This is a genomic window from Pseudoalteromonas sp. S3431 (assembly GCF_000690035.1).
Classification (GTDB): Bacteria; Pseudomonadota; Gammaproteobacteria; order Enterobacterales; family Alteromonadaceae; genus Pseudoalteromonas; species Pseudoalteromonas fuliginea.
Genome location: NZ_JJNY01000003.1, coordinates 48,400 through 64,319, shown reverse-complemented (window position 1 = coordinate 64,319; position 15,920 = coordinate 48,400). Strand labels below are relative to the sequence as shown.

Below are 15,920 nucleotides of genomic sequence, written 5' to 3'. Positions count from 1 at the left end.
ATGCTTAATGATCAATTTGGTCGGCAGTTTAACTATTTGCGCCTCTCAATAACCGATGTATGTAATTTTAGTTGTAGTTATTGTTTACCAAACGGGTATCAGTGCGATACGCCGCGTAATTTTTTAAATAAAAACGAAATTAGCACGCTGGTAAATGCGTTTGCAGAACTAGGTACTAAAAAAGTGCGTATTACAGGTGGCGAACCATGCTTACGAAACGACGTAACCGATATTATAAAACTCTGTAAAAATACGCCTGGTATAGAAAAAGTAGCCATTACTACCAACGGGTTTAATTTATTAAATAAAATTGATGAATTTGCAGAAGCCGGGCTTGATGCGCTTAATGTTAGTATTGATAGTTTAAATCCGAGTATGTTTAAACTCATAACAGGGCACGACAAACTTAACCTTATTTTAAAAGGGATTGAACGCGCGGTAGATCTGGGCATAAAAGATATAAAAATAAATGCAGTGCTTGCCAAGCAGTTTAATAAAAACCAATTGAAGGATTTTTTAGCGTGGGTAAAACACCACAAAGTTACAGTGCGCTTTATAGAATTAATGGAAACAGGTGACGGCGCAACATTTTTTGAAGAAAACCACTTAAGTGGGCAAACAGTTAAAGCCCAGCTTTTAGCTCAAGGCTGGTTACAAGTCGTTAGGGGGAAATTAAATGGACCCGCTGAGGAGTTTTGTCATCCTGATTACGATGGTCGTATTGGTTTAATAATGCCTTACAGTAAAGACTTTTGTGAAAGTTGTAATCGCTTAAGGGTGTCGGCGCTGGGTAAATTACACTTATGCTTGTTTGCCGAGCAAGGTATAGATTTACGCGAACTACTAAACGAGGACGATACTGCAGCGACCGTAAAGGCAATTCGAGCCGCTATGGGCAATAAAGAAATAAGCCATGAGCTAGATAAACGCTTAACAGGTGCGACAACTCACTTAGCCATGTTAGGTGGTTAATATGGAAGTAAAAGCTAAGCGAGATTTTACAGGCGTTGTGCTTGCTGGTGGTAAGTCATCAAGAATGGGCACAGACAAAGCCGATTTAGTTTTAAAAAATAAAACGCTATTGCATAATGCGTGTGATTTATTAAAAGACGCAGGCGCTAAAAACATACTTATAAGTCGCAACGTTACAAATCCAGTTAAATCATCGAGCCATTATTCACCGAGCGATTATCCCTCAGAAAAGTACGTTAAAGATATATACCCAAATAGTGGACCCCTTGGCGGAATTTATTCCACATTAATAGCCACTGAGCACGACTTACTTATTACTGCGGTAGATATGCCTCTACTTACGAGTAGTTTGTTAAGCACAATTGTGCTGGCTTCTCAGTCAAATAAAGTACAAAGTGTGAGCAATCAATTAAATCAGTCACAAATACATGCTTGGCACTTTGAAAATGAACCACTACCGCTGTATATTCGTAATACAAGCAGTGTAAAAAATCATTTAAAACACATACTCACAAACGCTAACAGTCATAAATCAATAAAACAGTTTACCCAAAGCATTGGTGTGCAAACGCTTTTATGTAATAAAGCGCACGCATTAATAAACACCAATACACCGGCGCAATTTAAAGCTGTAAATGAGCATTTTGACCAAAGCATTAATCAATTAAGAAGAGCATTATGAGCCACACAACTGAGTCACAAATACCTTTAAACATTGCCGTACTTACAGTAAGCGACACGCGCGATGCGATTACCGATACTTCTGGTCATTACTTAATTAAAGCGCTAACTGAGGCGGGTCATCACTTAGCGGATAAAGAAATTGTAAAAGATGATGTTTACCAAATGCGCGCTATTGCATCGCAGTGGATAGCCGATGACACCATTCACGCTATTTTAGTGACTGGCGGTACAGGTTTTACCGAGCGCGATTCAACACCTGAGGCATTTGCGCCGCTGTTTGATAAAAGCGTAGATGGCTTTGGCGAGCTATTTAGACATATATCGTACGGTGAAATTGGTAACTCTACTATTCAATCTCGTGCATTGGCAGGACTTGCTAATAACACCGTTATTTTTTGTATGCCAGGCTCTACAGGCGCATGTAAAACTGCGTGGACAGGCATAATAAAAGATCAACTTAACTCAATACATAAACCGTGTAACTTTGCACCGCACATTACCATTGGTAAAAAGTGTGAATCGCGTGAGCAATAGTATGCTGAGCCACGTTGACGAAAACGGCCAAGCGAATATGGTTGATGTATCGCTCAAAGACGTAACCTTGCGCGATGCCTCAGCTGAAGCATTTATTAGCATGAGTAAGCTTGCCTTTGAGCAAGTAATGCTTAATCAAAACAAAAAGGGTGATGTGTTAGGTGTGGCACGTATTGCGGGTATTCAAGGCGCTAAAAAGTGCGCTGATTTAATTCCGCTTTGTCATCCGCTTGCACTTAGTAAAGTCGCTGTTGATTTTGAACTTGATGAAGCAAACAGCCAAATTAAAATAACCAGCTACTGCAAACTTGCCGGTAAAACGGGGGTTGAAATGGAAGCGTTAACAGCGGTATCTGTGGCTAGCCTTACTTTGTTTGATATGTGTAAAGCAGCCGACCCACTAATGGAAATTAGCGGCATGCGTGTTACTCAAAAAGCTGGGGGAAAAAATGGCAGTTGGCAACGAGATTAATCCAAACAATGTTATATCTAGCGCCCAAAATGTAGAGTTATTGTTTTTTGGGCAACTAAAAGAGCGGTTAAAGTGCAGTAAATTAAGCCTTGAGATTACGCAGCCGCTTACTATTTCAGAGCTTAAATTAAGCTTAGTGAGCCAATACCCGCATTGGCAACCGTGGCTGGAGGAGCGTGAGCTACTTGCAGCGCTTAACCAAACTATGTCATCAAGCGATGAAATAGTGAAAGCAGGGGATGAGCTTGCCTTTTTCCCGCCGGTTACAGGTGGCTAATGAGCATACATATTCAAGTACAAACCGATGATTTTAATGTAGGTGACGAGCACAATACGCTTTGTAGTAATAATAAAAGCGATGGCGCTGTTGTCACTTTCACAGGTTTGGTAAGAGAGTTCAGCAGTGGCGATAATGTTATTGCACTTGAGCTTGAGCACTACCCTGGTATGACCGAGCAACTGCTTCAATCTATTGCAGAGCAAGCTCAAACTCGCTGGCAACTGGCGCGAATATGCATTATTCACCGCGTTGGTTACTTAGCACTTGGCGAGCAAATTGTATTTGTAGGCGTAACGTCCCGCCATCGCCAAGCCGCGTTCGAAGGCGCACAATTTATAATGGATTATTTAAAAAACCACGCCACGTTTTGGAAAAAAGAGCACTTTAAAGACTCATCAAACTGGGTTGAGTTTAAACAAAGTGACAAACAAGCATTAGGTAAATGGGAGTCTTAATGAAAATAATCTCTACCAATATCTCTAAAATAAAAACGGTTGTGCATAACGGCAAAGAAGTCAAAACAGGTATATTTAAAACGGCTACTAACGAACCGGTAACTATTGAAAAGCTAAGTATTATAGGTGATGAGCAAGCTGATTTAGTTTACCACGGCGGCGTAGATAAAGCGGTATATGCTTTTTCGCACAATCATTATGACTATTGGAGGAGAATGCTTGCAAACGAGGATTTAACCAGTGGCATATTTGGTGAAAACTTCACGATTTCAGACCTTGATGAAGCGAATATACATATAGGCGATCATATTCGAATTGGTACTGCATTACTTGAAGTAAGCCAGCCTCGTGTACCCTGTTTTAAATTGGCTATCGCCCTTAATAATAAAAACAGCCTTAAACTGTTCACGCAGTATTACTGCACGGGCATATATTTTAGAGTCATTGAGCAAGGTGTTGCCAAAACAGGCGACGCAGTCACTATAGAAAAAAAAGCGGCGCATAAAATTTCAGTTAAAAAGCTGTTTCAGGCGTTTTTTGACAAAAAATACGTAGGTTACGAAGACGTACTTTTAGAGGCCCTAACTCTGCCAGAGCTTGCTGTAGAGTGGCAAGAAAAGTTAAAAAAGAAACTTGCTATTAAAGTTGAATCGGCCAAATGAATGCTGTGTAATTTTTATGCAGTAATTAAATTCTCTAAATAAGAGCAAAACCTATACATTAACTAGTAAAAAAAAGAATGCCTGCTATAACTAAGGTTAGAAAAACTATAATAAATATAGTGTTACGGTTATTAACCAATAGCGAATAGAAAAACAGGCTTCGTATATGAATATAACTAACAAATTGATGCTTATAGTAATCTTAACGACAGCCGAAGTAAGTATTACCGTTTTTTCTGCCTTTGAAATAGCTAAAGGCGCTAAGTTTCATCAGCTTAATTTTCTTCATTTAAAGTATATTAACCAATTAACAAAGACAGTAAAAAAAATAAAAAACGACACCCCTGTAGACATAAATACAATAGAGTTTGATATATTGGCTATAAAGCAGCAACCTATTGATTGTCTTGATGAAGTTAATTATTTAAACCGTGTTATTATGAAAGTCATTAAGACTGATCAAGCTTTAACTATTTGCGAAAATGATATAGAAATTGCGGATAAAGCACTACTGTCAGTTACTCAATATAAGAAAGGTGAACTCAGTAGAGATGATTTTTTACTAAACCTTAATGTTGCACTTGATGGATTCAATCAACATTCAGAAATGTTTGAAGAACCAATCAGAAAAACAGTGTCGTTTATATTGATCACTTTAATACCACTTGTTTTAATTATATCCCTTTTTAATATTATTCTAATCAGTTACCTGTCACGTACCATATCTAGCTCTATACGCAATTTAACCATTCTTTTAACTAGTAAACCTGAAGATAGTACTAATTTAGATGACGAACTTGATAAAAATACCACGGGTGAATTAAAAGCATTGGTAATAGCAGCAAGACAGCGTATCAAAGATGATTTATTAAACATAGAAAATAGTATAGAGCTAAAAGCTATTGTAAACAGCCAAACAGCTTCTTTGCAGCAGGCAAATGATGAACTGGCTCAGTTTGCTTATCGGGCATCACATGATTTAAAGTCACCGTTATCGGGCGCTAAATCTTTGGCTCAATTTGTTATTCAAGATATAGAAGCTGGTGATATTAAAGAGGCCTGTCAAAATGCGAAAATTATTTACCAACAAATGGAGAAGTTAGAAACACTTGTTGTTGATATTTTATTATTAGCAAAAGCAGATATAGGTAATGAAAACGAAGAATTAATTGATTTTAATCAGTTAATTACTGATATGGAAGAACGACTGGCTTGGTTAATGAAAGATAATCCTTGTACATTAACAACGAATATTAATTTATCGACACCTATCAAATCAGAAAAAGCGCGTTTTGCTCAAATCATCGAAAATTTGATATCAAATGGGTTGAAATATTACGACACAAATAAGGATGCGCCTTATGTTCACTGCGATATTTTTAACGAACAAGAGACGTTCAATATTACAGTTACCGATAATGGGATTGGAATACCTGATAAGCATCAAAGCGAAGTGTTTGATATGTTCAAGCGATTTCATGTTGAGACAAGTAGCGGCTCAGGTTTGGGTATGGCACTAGTTAAAAAACATATAGAGTATTTAGATGGAGAAATATCATTGCAAAGTTCTAATAGCGGTACAACATTCAAAATAACAATACCTATGGATAAATTAAGATGAAAAAAGTAAAACCACCTATATTAATTATCGATGACAATGAAGTTGATCGGTATATCCTTAAAAGATTAATAAAAGAAGCTAACTTAGAGCTTACCATTTTTGAAAAAAAAGATGGTCAAGAGGCGTTAGAATTTCTCGAAAATTATGAAGCGAATAGAAAAGAACACCCAGATGGCTTTCCCCCAATATTGATTTTTTTAGACATTAATATGCCCAGAGTTAATGGTATTCAATTTTTAGACGAGTTTGCCAAGCTCAGGAAAGTCATTGAAATAAGTTCTTGCGTAGTCATGATGTTCAGCTCATCAGAACGAGAAGAAGAGAAAAAAATTATTATGGCGCATGATTTTGTTAAAGGCTATTTAGTTAAGGGAACTTTTAAGGCTGAAGATCTAAAAGAGAAGGTACTGTCTGTTATTGATACTCCAATACAGGGAGATTAAAAATTATTACGATCTCAATATATTATTAGTTTATATTGAGTGAAAATAGAGTTTTAGGTGTTTTTCGGTTTAGCAAAATACAGCCTCTGTTATTTTATTTTGACGATTTCAATATAGGTAATATTTCTAGATTGAATCGTCGGCGTTCTTAGTGAGTAATAAGTCTATGTCGTTTGCAGGCATGGGCCTTGAAAATAAAAAGCCTTGTAAATAGTCTATTTCTAATTGTTTACATAAATCGTGCTGTGCTTGGGTTTCAATACCTTCGGCGACAATATCAAAATCTAATTTTTTAAGCATCAGAGACAACCCTTCTATTACTTTTAGTCGTTTCCCTTTTTCACCATCAGATGATTGCATGCTTTTATCTAACTTAACAATATCAATGGGGTAAGATATAAGATGAGATATAGATGAATAGCCCATACCAAAATCGTCCAAAGCAATTCTAAAGCCATTATTAGATAAGGTGGTTAATATATCAGTAACTTCTTCGTTATCTTTGATAAAGGCTGTTTCAGTTATTTCTAAAATTATACTATTAACATTCACATCATATTGCTTTACAGCTGCGAGTAAATAAGCGAGCAATCCTTCACTCTGAAGCTGTATTGGGGAAATGTTTATTGATAAATTTAGCGGAATTTTAAAACGAGTTTGCCATAATGATAATTGCTGTAGAGCTGTTGAAATAATCCACTCGCCAAGCGTCACAATTAATCGGCATTCTTCCGCAATGGGTATAAATTCATCAGGAGTATAACTAATATCGGAATCTGGCCAGCGAATTAAAGCTTCTACACCTGATATTTTTTGCCGTTTAGAGCAATAAACAGGTTGGTAAAATATTCGAAAGTTTTCTTGTTCTAAATTTTCTTTAATTTTGTTTTGAATATCAACGCGACGACTAAACTCGTATTGATATTGTTCTTTATAAAAACTAATTTTTGCTTTACCGTTTTGCTTAGAGCGATACATTGCAATATCAGCACATTTAAGCAGTTCATGTGACTCCGTCGCATCTTGAGGATATATAGCACTGCCAATACTCACACTACAGTTAATCGTTCTACCATCATGTAAAAAAGGCTCAGAAACATTAGCTAGGATCCTATTTGCTATCATACCTATTTGATTAATATTACTTATACCACCAATAATAACAGCAAATTCATCTCCCCCTAATCGAGCAAACCCTTCGTCTCTTCTTAGGCAGTGGTTAATTCTTGTTACAGTTTGTATTAAAATCTGATCGCCTACATTATGCCCTAATGTGTCGTTTATATGTTTGAAATTATCTAAATCCAATGCCAAAAGCGCGACACTATTTTTAGTCCGTTTATTATTGGCAATCATTACTTTTAATATTTCTTCAAAATGGTATCGGTTTGACAAACCCGTTAGCTGATCCCTTTCTGCCATATGCTTTACAGCGAGGTAACTGTCATGCATGCGTTGTTCAGCTTCAAAGCGTTTTTTAGCGTATATAAGTGCTTTATTTAAACTACTACGTGTAATATCACCCTTAGGTAAAAAATCTTGTGCACCGGCTTCTATACACTCAATTGCGAGGGTTGAGTTCTCTGATGAACTAATCATAATTATTGCAGTATTACCAAGTTTTGGCTTTGCTCGCATCTCAAGAAGCATTTCGATACCATCTTCTTTAGGCATATTATAATCGAGTAGTATTATGTCAAAATGCGAACTTTCAATAGCGTTTAAACCTTCGGTAACACATGTTACTTCAGTAATATCATGAAGTTGAGAGCCATCTGAAATAAGCATCTTTTTAATTAATTTACGATCTACTAAGTCATCATCAACTATTAAAATATACATAAGTTCCTTAAGGGTTTAGCACTATGCCAATACTCATCTTTAATTAATAAAACAATTTTATTGCTAAATTTTTGGCCAAAAAATAGTAAATGTACTGCCAAGCTTTCCATCAGATGCTACTTCAATCTTACCGCCATAATTAATAATGAGCTTTTTTGCTACACAAAGACCAATACCACTACCTTCTACGTCATCACGAGATCGCAGAGTTTGAAACAATTTAAAAATGAGTGAAAAATACTTTGGATCTATTCCAGGGCCATTATCTGTTATTTCAATAAGATAATAATGATGAGAAGGCCGCAGAGAAACGTGTATAACACCAAGCTCTTTATCGTTATGTTTTATAGCATTACTAATAAGGTTTAAAATGACTGTTTTGAAGGGGACTACAGGTATGTTTAATAATTTATCATTTGCATCTATATGAACAGTTACCGTTTCTGGGATCTCTAAACATTCAGCGATTTCAAGATAGACATTTTCTAAAGACAAGTCAGAGCGGGTAGAATCACAGCGATCTACTCTCGAATAGCTCAGTAAATCTTCTAGTAACACCTGCATTCTATTAGTGCGATTAATTACTAACTGAAAGTTTTCTAAATGCTCTTCAGGAAGCAGATCTTTACAGTCATCCGAAATCCACTCTAGTAAACGTTTAATTGCATTTAATGGCGATTTTAAATCGTGAGAAGCAATACTGGTAAACTCGTCAAGTTCACTGTTTGCTTTTTGTAATTTAGATATTAAATTTTCTTTTTCAGCTATGTCTCTGCACACACCTAAAATATAATATTTACCAGACTTATCTTCAAAGCGTTGTTTTATAGTTTCTACAGTAATCTGCATGCCATTAGGCATTGCTAAATTTTCGACTGTTTTACTAATGCCGCAATCTAAAGCAATTTTGTCTTGCGCTAAAAATGCAGTAGCCGCATCTTCTTCGTAGTGTTCAATTGTAGTAAAGCCGATTATTTTGTTTTGCATTTCTTTTGGATAACTATTTTTGAAGGCATCATTTGCGTATACAATTTTAAAGTTTTCGTCCTTTATAAAAACAAAATCTCTATTTAGCTCAGAGATCATTGAATGAAGTTCAGCATCTTTTTCTTTTTTAAATATAAAATTAAGTTGGAGTAATTGATTTACAATATTTTTTTGTATGGTGGCTAATATCGTTTTATCTTTTTCTGTAAATGCGGACTCACTTTTTCGTTCAAATATCAACCAACCCAATTTTAAGTTCGATGGTAAAATAATGAGTGATATAACCCTGCGCATTTTGGAGTTTACATTTAAGGGAGTATTTGAAGTGCTTTTTGAGTTACCCTCGATAATAGATTCATTAAATACTTCACTATTTAGCGCCTCTGCGGCTATGGCTATTTTCGAACCATATTGGTACAACTCAATTTGACCCTGTGGTGAATTTGCAATAATAGAGCATGCCGTAGCATCAAAAACATTTAAGATTAGTTCAACAATGTGCTCTAAGTTTTTTTGAATGTCGTTATCAACAAAAAAATTCGAATCTGTTGGTAATATATTCTCAATATAGCGTCCTACATTAGGCATTAACACTTCCTTCAATCTAATCACTTAACTAGTACCTGTTGAACTTTCATGATTGAAATTCGTTCAATCTAAGAGCTGTCTAATCGTGGCGCGAGGTTTGTAACCTAGTGGGCTCGGCAACTGCTCCTGCGTTATCGCCTATTTTTGGGGAGTAACCACATTACATAGGCTCTGCCTTGCTTAAATACCAAACAGTTTGCTGCCAATTCAACCTCGAAAGATGAACAGGCCTTAATATAAAATGCCCTCACATTAAAACGCTATGTAACAAGCAATTAACTTATTGTAGTTGATTATTATGAGTTTGCTTAAATAATCTATTTTTATAAATTAACTTTTTAAATTAAAAGCTTACCTAATTTAAATACACCGTGTTTTAGGTTTTTAAAAGCAATTACACAGGCATTTTAATATACGGTTTAATATCAGTTCGCAGTAATGCTTAATCAATTTGAGAATTAACTCTGACGCTAACCGCGTTAAAATTACTGGTTTACGACTATGTATGCAGAGGCAACTGTCGAGAACTACTAATAACAGAAATTTCTGTCTTGTTATCTATCAGGTTTTCTTATCTCAAAGTAGCTCACTTAATTAAGGGAGTTGGTCATAATTAGTTTAATCAGAAAAGGTATAATAGGGCGTGTTAAGCTCGCAAAATTAAACTTTAATTAATGAAGTTTAATCACACGGCTAAATTTGGGTTTAGTGGAAATTGAACAAAGCTAATGCTACTTGCAATACAGGCTAAGTAAAATTTTTGAATTGTAGTATTGACCATTTTATTAACCAGAAAGTAGATTATTTATTACTTCAATCACTCAGTTCCACAATTGTTTGCGCTACGCTGTATAACGTTTTATGTGAATTCATCGCTTGCTTTTGAAGTTGTTTATGGGCTTGTTCTTCAGTGAGCTTTAACTGCTCAATAAGTATGTACTTGGCTTGGTGAATGACCTTTTGCTCACTAATAACTTTTTTAGCGTCAAGTAACGCTTGGTTTATTTGTTTAATATGCTGGCTTTGCTCGATAATTAAATCATACATACTTTTATTACTATTGAGCTTATCGGCCGCTATATTTTGGCTTACTTCTGGCTCTGGTTGCTTAATGGCTAATTGCCCAAAAGTCGGGGCTATGTGTTGCTCTGCCATATTGTTAAGTACCTGCTTATTGGTATTTAAACTGCGTTGAGCACAGGCTATTTGCATTGCTGCGGTATCAATTAATTGATCTGCTATATTTTGTTCAATTTTGTGCATTATATCTATGCGCGTGGTGGTTACTTCGTACCATACTTCACTCAGTTGTGAGAGAGGTTGGGCGTTCTCGTCATCGAGTTTTTGCAGTAAACTTCTAAGTTGCTCTACCTGATTATTAACCTGATGTGTTGTTAATGTGGCAAAGCATTTTAAAAGGTGCGCATCGGCGTACTCATTAAAAAAGTCAAAACTGTGGTTTTGTTCTTGTACAAAATGCGCGAGTTGTTGTTTTTGCTCAGTGGTAAATTTACTCGCTGCAAATGCTTGTGCACCACATGCTCGCTCTTGTCCTGCGTATTCTTTGCCTTGCATAAAGTTAAAAAATGCAACTAATAGGCGGGTTATTTTAGGATCGCTTGCGCCGTCTGCGGCTTCTAAAATAATATTGAGTAAACTAGCAATTAACTGCGTGAACGACTGCGTAGCATGCACTGCACTAATGTTTTGGTGTGCTATTTGGTTGCGTAGTACGGGCAATGCCTCAAGTGTTTGCAGGCTATAGGTAATTAAATTAAATAACCGAGTATGACCAGTATCGGCGTTGTCTTTTATAAATGTTTGTTTAAGAGAATCATAAAATGCAGTTTGTGCGCTGCTGCTTAAAGGAATTTGCTCTTGTAATTGGGTTTTAAAACGTTCACGATTTGAGGCTAAAAATATATTACTCATCGCGCGCTCTTTTTGTAACTGATGTACAAAATCGCCTAATTTAGTAAGCGAGGCACAACTGTTTTGTAATTGCTTTAGCGCGTGTATTTCTTGATATTTAGCCGCTAATAAAAACTGTTTTGTGAGAGGATTGCTTGTCGCCATTGGTATTATTCCACACTTTTTTGTTTTTAAAGTGCAACCATTGTTCCAATCATTAATAAATTTCATCATTGAATTTAAAATCAAGCTAATACAATTGCTTAAAGTGTTATTTTTGTTTGTCACTGTGTTTCTATAATTTAACTTACCATTACTTTTAACTTATTTGGTGCATTTAAACATGTTATTGCACACAACTTGAACCCAAATTAAAAACAAAAAAAGCGCTTACTCCTGGGGAGATAGTAAGCGCGAAAGTGCATTATTCATTTTGTATCATGCGTTAACATTTATACTGTTTAATAACTCAGGACTAATTGCCATTTTATGATTTATTACTTCACCAATCATAATTAGGGTAGGGCCTTGAAGGTTGTGTTTAGCATGCTCATTTACTATCAGTTCAAGCGTACTGGTAATTACCTTTTGCTTAGTGGTAGTGGCATTCTCTATTAGTGCAATGGGTGTATTACTTGGCCAACCCACTGATTGCAAACCGCAGCTTAGCGTTTGTAAGCGCGAAAGCCCCATATAAACCACTAAAGTTGGGTTGTTGTTTGCAGGCATAAACGCGTAATTTTGCCAATGAGGTTGCTTATTAGGATCGGCAAACTGCGCCGTTAAAAATGTAACACTACGCGCTACATCGCGTGCAGTGAGCGGAATACCCGTATAAGCGGAAGTAGCGCAAGCCGTTGTGACACCCGGAACAATAGCAAAATTAATATTATGCTTACTAAGCGCATCGGCTTCTTCGTTAATACGTGCAAATATACTCGGATCACCGCCTTTTAAACGCACTACATTTAAGCCTTGTTGCGCGTATTTAACCAGTAGTTCGCATATGTTGGCTTGGGTCATCGAATGCTTACCCGCACGTTTACCTACAAATACACGCTGCGCTTTTTTAGGTAGCGTTTTTAACAAATCATCACTTACTAACCAATCATATAAAACAACATCGGCGGCATTAATTAAACGCTGCGCTTTTACTGTAATTAGCTCTGCGTCTCCTGGGCCCGCACCAATTATATAAACGTTGCCGCTTTTGACGCTGCGACTATTTGTGCTTGTTAGCTTAGTAACGAGCTTATTTAGCCACACGTTTTCAATACCCGAAAAATAAGACAATACACTCATACTATTCCCCTAAGCCACAGCTATTGTAACTTTTGGTTCAGAGCTTATAAATACACTGCCGTTTTCAATTTTTGCATTGAAAACCGGTAAGTGTATTGCTTGTGCTTCTAAACATTCGCCTGTTTCTAGGCAAAAGTGTTGCTTATATAAAGGCGATGCAACAACTAATTTATTGTCGATTGAGCCAATAATGCCACGCGATAATACATTAGCTTTGCCAATAGGATCGTAGTTGCTAATGGCAAACACAGCCGTTGGGTTTTGCGGAATGTAAAAAATAGCCACTTGCTGATTATTAACTAATGCGCATACGCCGCTATTAGCCACTAGGTTGTCGATTGTTCCAATATTATGCCAAGACATCAGCTTGCTCCTCTTCAACTTCCATTACTGGAATACGGTTTTGTGTATTACGTTGCTCACGCTTTTCGGCTTCTGTAGCAGGGCGGATTTGGTTACGCTCTTGTACAAACAAAATGTTATCGTCGGTTTCGGGGCTATTAACAAACTGGCGGAATCGTTTGGCTGCATCAGGGCTTTCAATCGCTTTTTTCCACTCACACGCATAGGTTTGTGTAATTAACTCCATTTGCGCTTCTAGCTCGTCGCAAATGCCTAAGCTGTCGTCAATTACTACGCTTTTAAGGTAGTCTAAACCGCCTTCAAGGTTTTCCATCCATACCGATGTACGTTGTAATTTGTCAGCCGTTTTAATGTAAAACATAATTACGCGGTCAATGTATTTAATAAGAGTAGGTGTGTCTAAATCGGTCGCAAATAAATCAGCATGGCGAGGGCGCATACCGCCATTACCACACACGTATAAGTTCCAGCCGTTTTCGGTGGCTATAATGCCAATATCTTTACTTTGTGCTTCGGCGCATTCGCGGGTACAACCCGATACCGCCATTTTAAATTTATGCGGCGCACGTAACCCTTTGTAGCGGTTTTCTATTTCTATTGCGTGTCCAACGCTATCTTGCACACCATAACGACACCACGTACTACCCACACACGATTTAACGGTTCTAAGAGACTTACCATAGGCATGACCGGTCTCAAATCCGGCTTCGATAAGTCGCTCCCAAATAACAGGAAGCTCTTCTAAGCGCGCACCAAATAAATCAATACGTTGACCGCCAGTGACTTTGCAGTACAGGTTAAAGTCTTTGGCTACTTGTCCAATTACAATGAGTTTGTCGGGGGTTATTTCGCCGCCAGCAATACGCGGTACTACAGAGTACGAACCATCTTTTTGCATGTTTGCTAGGTATGTATCGTTAGTGTCTTGCAAGCCAACATGAGCGGGTTCTAAAATAAAGTCGTTCCATGTTGAAGCTAAAATAGAGCCAATGGCAGGTTTACATATTTCACAGCCATGACCGCTGCCGTGTTTAGTTAGTAAGTCATCAAAGCTTTTAATGCTTTCTACTTTTACCATGTGCAGTAGTTCTTGGCGTGAATACGCAAAGTGCTCACATACATGGTTGTTTACTTCAACACCGCGACTTGCTAATTCGTTATCAACAACTGATTTTAATAACGCAGCACAACCGCCACAGCCGCTTGCTGCTTTAGTGCATGATTTTACCGAGGCTAAATCGCACGAGCCGCCATCAATTGCACCTACAATGTCGCCTTTACTCACATTGTGACACGAACAAATAGTGGCTGTGTCGGGTAGGGCACTGCCCGATAACGACGGCGCGCCGCCGCTGTCTGGTAAAATTAAACACTCAGGGTTTTCTGGTAAGTCCATGTCGTTAAGCATGTACTGCAGTAAAGTATCGTAATCGCTGGTATCGCCAACAAGTACAGCACCCAGTAATTTATTACCTTTTTCACTTAGTATGATTTTTTTATAACAGCCGCGAATAGCATCTTGATATATAAGTTCTTTACAGTCTGGCGTTTTTGCGTGAGCGTCGCCAATCGAGCCTACTTCTACGCCTAATAACTTAAGTTTTGTGCTCATATCGGCACCTAAAAACTCAAGCTCGCCACCACTTAATTGACTTGCTGCAACGCGCGCCATGTTGTAACCCGGCGCTACTAAGCCAAATAGTTTTTTGTCCCACAGGGCGCACTCGCCAATGGCTAAAATATCAGGATCAGATGTTTGGCATTGGTTATTAATAATAATACCGCCGCGCTCACCCAGTTCTAAATCAGCAATTTTACCTAGCTGATCATACGGTCGAATACCGGCTGAGAACAAAATTAGATCTGTTTCTAAAAATGACTCGTCCGAAAAATTTAATCTAAAGCGACTGGTTTCGCCTTTTACTATTTCGCTGGTTGCTTTTGATGTATGTACTGTTACGCCAAGTTTTTCTATTTTATTTTTTAGTAGCGTACCGCCTTGTCCATCAAGTTGAACAGCCATAAGTTGTGGCGCAAATTCAACTACGTGGGTATCAAGCCCTAGTTGCTTAATCGCATTTGCGGCTTCAAGCCCCAACAAACCACCACCAATAACAACACCGCTTTTACTTACAGCGGCACTGGCTTTTATTTGTTCTAAATCTTCTAATGTGCGATACACCAAACAATGGGGTTGGTCGTTACCTTTTATAGGCGGCACAAATGGGAACGAACCTGTCGCGAGTACAAGTTTGTCGTACGGGTATTGCTCACCCGTTAATGTGGTCACTATTTTTGCTGATCTATCAATGTCTTCAACCCACTGGCTGGTATGCACATTAATATTAAGTTGTTTATAGTTGTCGTGAGTGGTGAGTGCTAAATCGGCGGCTGTTTTGCCATCAAATACACTTGATAAATACACGCGATCGTATGCAAGATTTGCTTCTCCGCAAAGTACAGTAATGTCTGCGTTGGCATCGCTTTGGCGCATTTGCTCAACAAAGTGGTGTCCGACCATACCATTACCAATAATGAGTATTTTTTGCGAGGTTTGCATATGGCATTCCTTAAAGTGACGGTTTAAATACAAATAACAAAAAAGCCCGCCACAAATACGCATTATGCATAATTGTGTGCGGGCTTCTTTGCCGATGGTTGCTAATAGCTATAGTGCCAACAACCTAAATTTTTGCCGTAAGTAAAACTGGCTTGTTAACAGAGTGTTTGCAAAAATATAGCCAGTTTTTTAAGTTATTGTTTAAATAGTATTTAATGTTTTTTTAGAGTGAGTGAAAAACCCG

The 15,920-nt window shown here is 37.5% G+C and carries 15 protein-coding genes; 9 read left to right on the top strand and 6 right to left on the bottom strand.

Features of this window, described 5'->3' with window-relative positions; translation table 11 throughout:
• The 9 genes from moaA to DO88_RS17380 all read left to right on the top strand — a co-directional run bounded on the left by moaA (nucleotide 1) and on the right by DO88_RS17380 (nucleotide 6,123).
• Nucleotides 1-972, top strand: a complete 972-nt coding sequence (moaA, locus tag DO88_RS17340) for a GTP 3',8-cyclase MoaA (RefSeq protein ID WP_007375239.1) — start codon at nucleotides 1-3, stop codon at nucleotides 970-972.
• Nucleotide 973: 1 nt separating this feature from the next.
• Nucleotides 974-1,654, top strand: coding sequence for a molybdenum cofactor guanylyltransferase (locus DO88_RS17345; protein WP_033037800.1), 681 nt, complete (start codon nucleotides 974-976; stop codon nucleotides 1,652-1,654).
• Nucleotides 1,651-2,190 (top strand): molybdenum cofactor biosynthesis protein B, encoded by a 540-nt coding sequence (gene moaB / locus DO88_RS17350; RefSeq protein ID WP_007375237.1) that lies wholly within the window; start codon nucleotides 1,651-1,653, stop codon nucleotides 2,188-2,190. Before DO88_RS17345 ends, moaB begins: the two co-directional genes overlap by 4 nt.
• A 1-nt stretch (nucleotide 2,191) precedes the next feature.
• Nucleotides 2,192-2,662 carry a cyclic pyranopterin monophosphate synthase MoaC gene (gene moaC, locus DO88_RS17355; protein ID WP_007375236.1) on the top strand — a complete coding sequence of 157 codons (471 nt, stop codon included), beginning with the start codon at nucleotides 2,192-2,194 and terminating at the stop codon, nucleotides 2,660-2,662.
• A complete protein-coding gene (locus tag DO88_RS17360) occupies nucleotides 2,640-2,939 on the top strand; it encodes a MoaD/ThiS family protein (protein ID WP_007375235.1) in 300 nt (99 codons plus the stop codon). The genes moaC and DO88_RS17360 overlap by 23 nt, the downstream gene beginning before the upstream one ends.
• The gene (gene moaE / locus DO88_RS17365; protein WP_007375234.1) at nucleotides 2,939-3,397 is read left to right on the top strand and encodes a molybdopterin synthase catalytic subunit MoaE; all 459 of its coding nucleotides are present in this window, start codon (nucleotides 2,939-2,941) and stop codon (nucleotides 3,395-3,397) included. Before DO88_RS17360 ends, moaE begins: the two co-directional genes overlap by 1 nt.
• Complete coding sequence (locus DO88_RS17370) at nucleotides 3,397-4,059, top strand: MOSC domain-containing protein (protein WP_007375233.1); 663 nt, start codon at nucleotides 3,397-3,399, stop codon at nucleotides 4,057-4,059. Before moaE ends, DO88_RS17370 begins: the two co-directional genes overlap by 1 nt.
• Nucleotides 4,060-4,225: 166 nt before the next feature.
• The gene (locus DO88_RS17375; RefSeq protein ID WP_033037799.1) at nucleotides 4,226-5,680 is read left to right on the top strand and encodes a sensor histidine kinase; all 1,455 of its coding nucleotides are present in this window, start codon (nucleotides 4,226-4,228) and stop codon (nucleotides 5,678-5,680) included.
• Nucleotides 5,677-6,123, top strand: a complete 447-nt coding sequence (locus DO88_RS17380; protein WP_007375231.1) for a response regulator — start codon at nucleotides 5,677-5,679, stop codon at nucleotides 6,121-6,123. Before DO88_RS17375 ends, DO88_RS17380 begins: the two co-directional genes overlap by 4 nt.
• A 126-nt stretch (nucleotides 6,124-6,249) precedes the next feature.
• On the opposite strand, the gene DO88_RS17385 is transcribed toward DO88_RS17380, so the two are convergent.
• The 6 genes from DO88_RS17385 to nirB all read right to left on the bottom strand — a co-directional run bounded on the left by DO88_RS17385 (nucleotide 6,250) and on the right by nirB (nucleotide 15,676).
• Nucleotides 6,250-7,965, bottom strand: coding sequence for a two-component system response regulator (locus DO88_RS17385; RefSeq protein WP_007375230.1), 1,716 nt, complete (start codon nucleotides 7,963-7,965; stop codon nucleotides 6,250-6,252).
• A gap of 63 nt (nucleotides 7,966-8,028) precedes the next feature.
• Nucleotides 8,029-9,540 carry a PAS domain-containing sensor histidine kinase gene (locus DO88_RS17390; protein ID WP_007375229.1) on the bottom strand — a complete coding sequence of 504 codons (1,512 nt, stop codon included), beginning with the start codon at nucleotides 9,538-9,540 and terminating at the stop codon, nucleotides 8,029-8,031.
• Nucleotides 9,541-10,353: 813 nt separating this feature from the next.
• Nucleotides 10,354-11,616: a nitrate- and nitrite sensing domain-containing protein gene (locus tag DO88_RS17395; protein ID WP_007375228.1), complete on the bottom strand. Its 1,263-nt coding sequence runs from the start codon at nucleotides 11,614-11,616 to the stop codon at nucleotides 10,354-10,356.
• 273 nt (nucleotides 11,617-11,889) lie between these two features.
• A complete protein-coding gene (cobA, locus tag DO88_RS17400) occupies nucleotides 11,890-12,753 on the bottom strand; it encodes a uroporphyrinogen-III C-methyltransferase (protein WP_007375227.1) in 864 nt (287 codons plus the stop codon).
• 9 nt (nucleotides 12,754-12,762) lie between these two features.
• Complete coding sequence (gene nirD, locus DO88_RS17405) at nucleotides 12,763-13,116, bottom strand: nitrite reductase small subunit NirD (protein WP_007375226.1); 354 nt, start codon at nucleotides 13,114-13,116, stop codon at nucleotides 12,763-12,765.
• Nucleotides 13,103-15,676 (bottom strand): nitrite reductase large subunit NirB, encoded by a 2,574-nt coding sequence (gene nirB / locus DO88_RS17410; protein ID WP_007375225.1) that lies wholly within the window; start codon nucleotides 15,674-15,676, stop codon nucleotides 13,103-13,105. The genes nirD and nirB overlap by 14 nt, the downstream gene beginning before the upstream one ends.
• Nucleotides 15,677-15,920 lie beyond the last annotated feature (244 nt).

What these genes read in the sequence shown, in the direction of transcription:
- moaB (WP_007375237.1), top strand. Translation starts at nt 1,651, where the DNA reads ATGAGCCACACAACTGAGTCACAAATACCTTTAAACATTGCCGTACTT.
- moaE (WP_007375234.1), top strand. Translation starts at nt 2,939, where the DNA reads ATGAGCATACATATTCAAGTACAAACCGATGATTTTAATGTAGGTGAC.
- DO88_RS17360 (WP_007375235.1), top strand. Translation starts at nt 2,640, where the DNA reads ATGGCAGTTGGCAACGAGATTAATCCAAACAATGTTATATCTAGCGCC.
- DO88_RS17380 (WP_007375231.1), top strand. Translation starts at nt 5,677, where the DNA reads ATGAAAAAAGTAAAACCACCTATATTAATTATCGATGACAATGAAGTT.
- cobA (WP_007375227.1), bottom strand. Translation starts at nt 12,753, where the DNA reads ATGAGTGTATTGTCTTATTTTTCGGGTATTGAAAACGTGTGGCTAAAT.
- nirD (WP_007375226.1), bottom strand. Translation starts at nt 13,116, where the DNA reads ATGTCTTGGCATAATATTGGAACAATCGACAACCTAGTGGCTAATAGC.
- DO88_RS17385 (WP_007375230.1), bottom strand. Translation starts at nt 7,965, where the DNA reads ATGTATATTTTAATAGTTGATGATGACTTAGTAGATCGTAAATTAATT.
- DO88_RS17395 (WP_007375228.1), bottom strand. Translation starts at nt 11,616, where the DNA reads ATGGCGACAAGCAATCCTCTCACAAAACAGTTTTTATTAGCGGCTAAA.
- DO88_RS17345 (WP_033037800.1), top strand. Translation starts at nt 974, where the DNA reads ATGGAAGTAAAAGCTAAGCGAGATTTTACAGGCGTTGTGCTTGCTGGT.
- nirB (WP_007375225.1), bottom strand. Translation starts at nt 15,676, where the DNA reads ATGCAAACCTCGCAAAAAATACTCATTATTGGTAATGGTATGGTCGGA.
- DO88_RS17370 (WP_007375233.1), top strand. Translation starts at nt 3,397, where the DNA reads ATGAAAATAATCTCTACCAATATCTCTAAAATAAAAACGGTTGTGCAT.
- moaA (WP_007375239.1), top strand. Translation starts at nt 1, where the DNA reads ATGCTTAATGATCAATTTGGTCGGCAGTTTAACTATTTGCGCCTCTCA.
- DO88_RS17375 (WP_033037799.1), top strand. Translation starts at nt 4,226, where the DNA reads ATGAATATAACTAACAAATTGATGCTTATAGTAATCTTAACGACAGCC.
- moaC (WP_007375236.1), top strand. Translation starts at nt 2,192, where the DNA reads ATGCTGAGCCACGTTGACGAAAACGGCCAAGCGAATATGGTTGATGTA.
- DO88_RS17390 (WP_007375229.1), bottom strand. Translation starts at nt 9,540, where the DNA reads ATGCCTAATGTAGGACGCTATATTGAGAATATATTACCAACAGATTCG.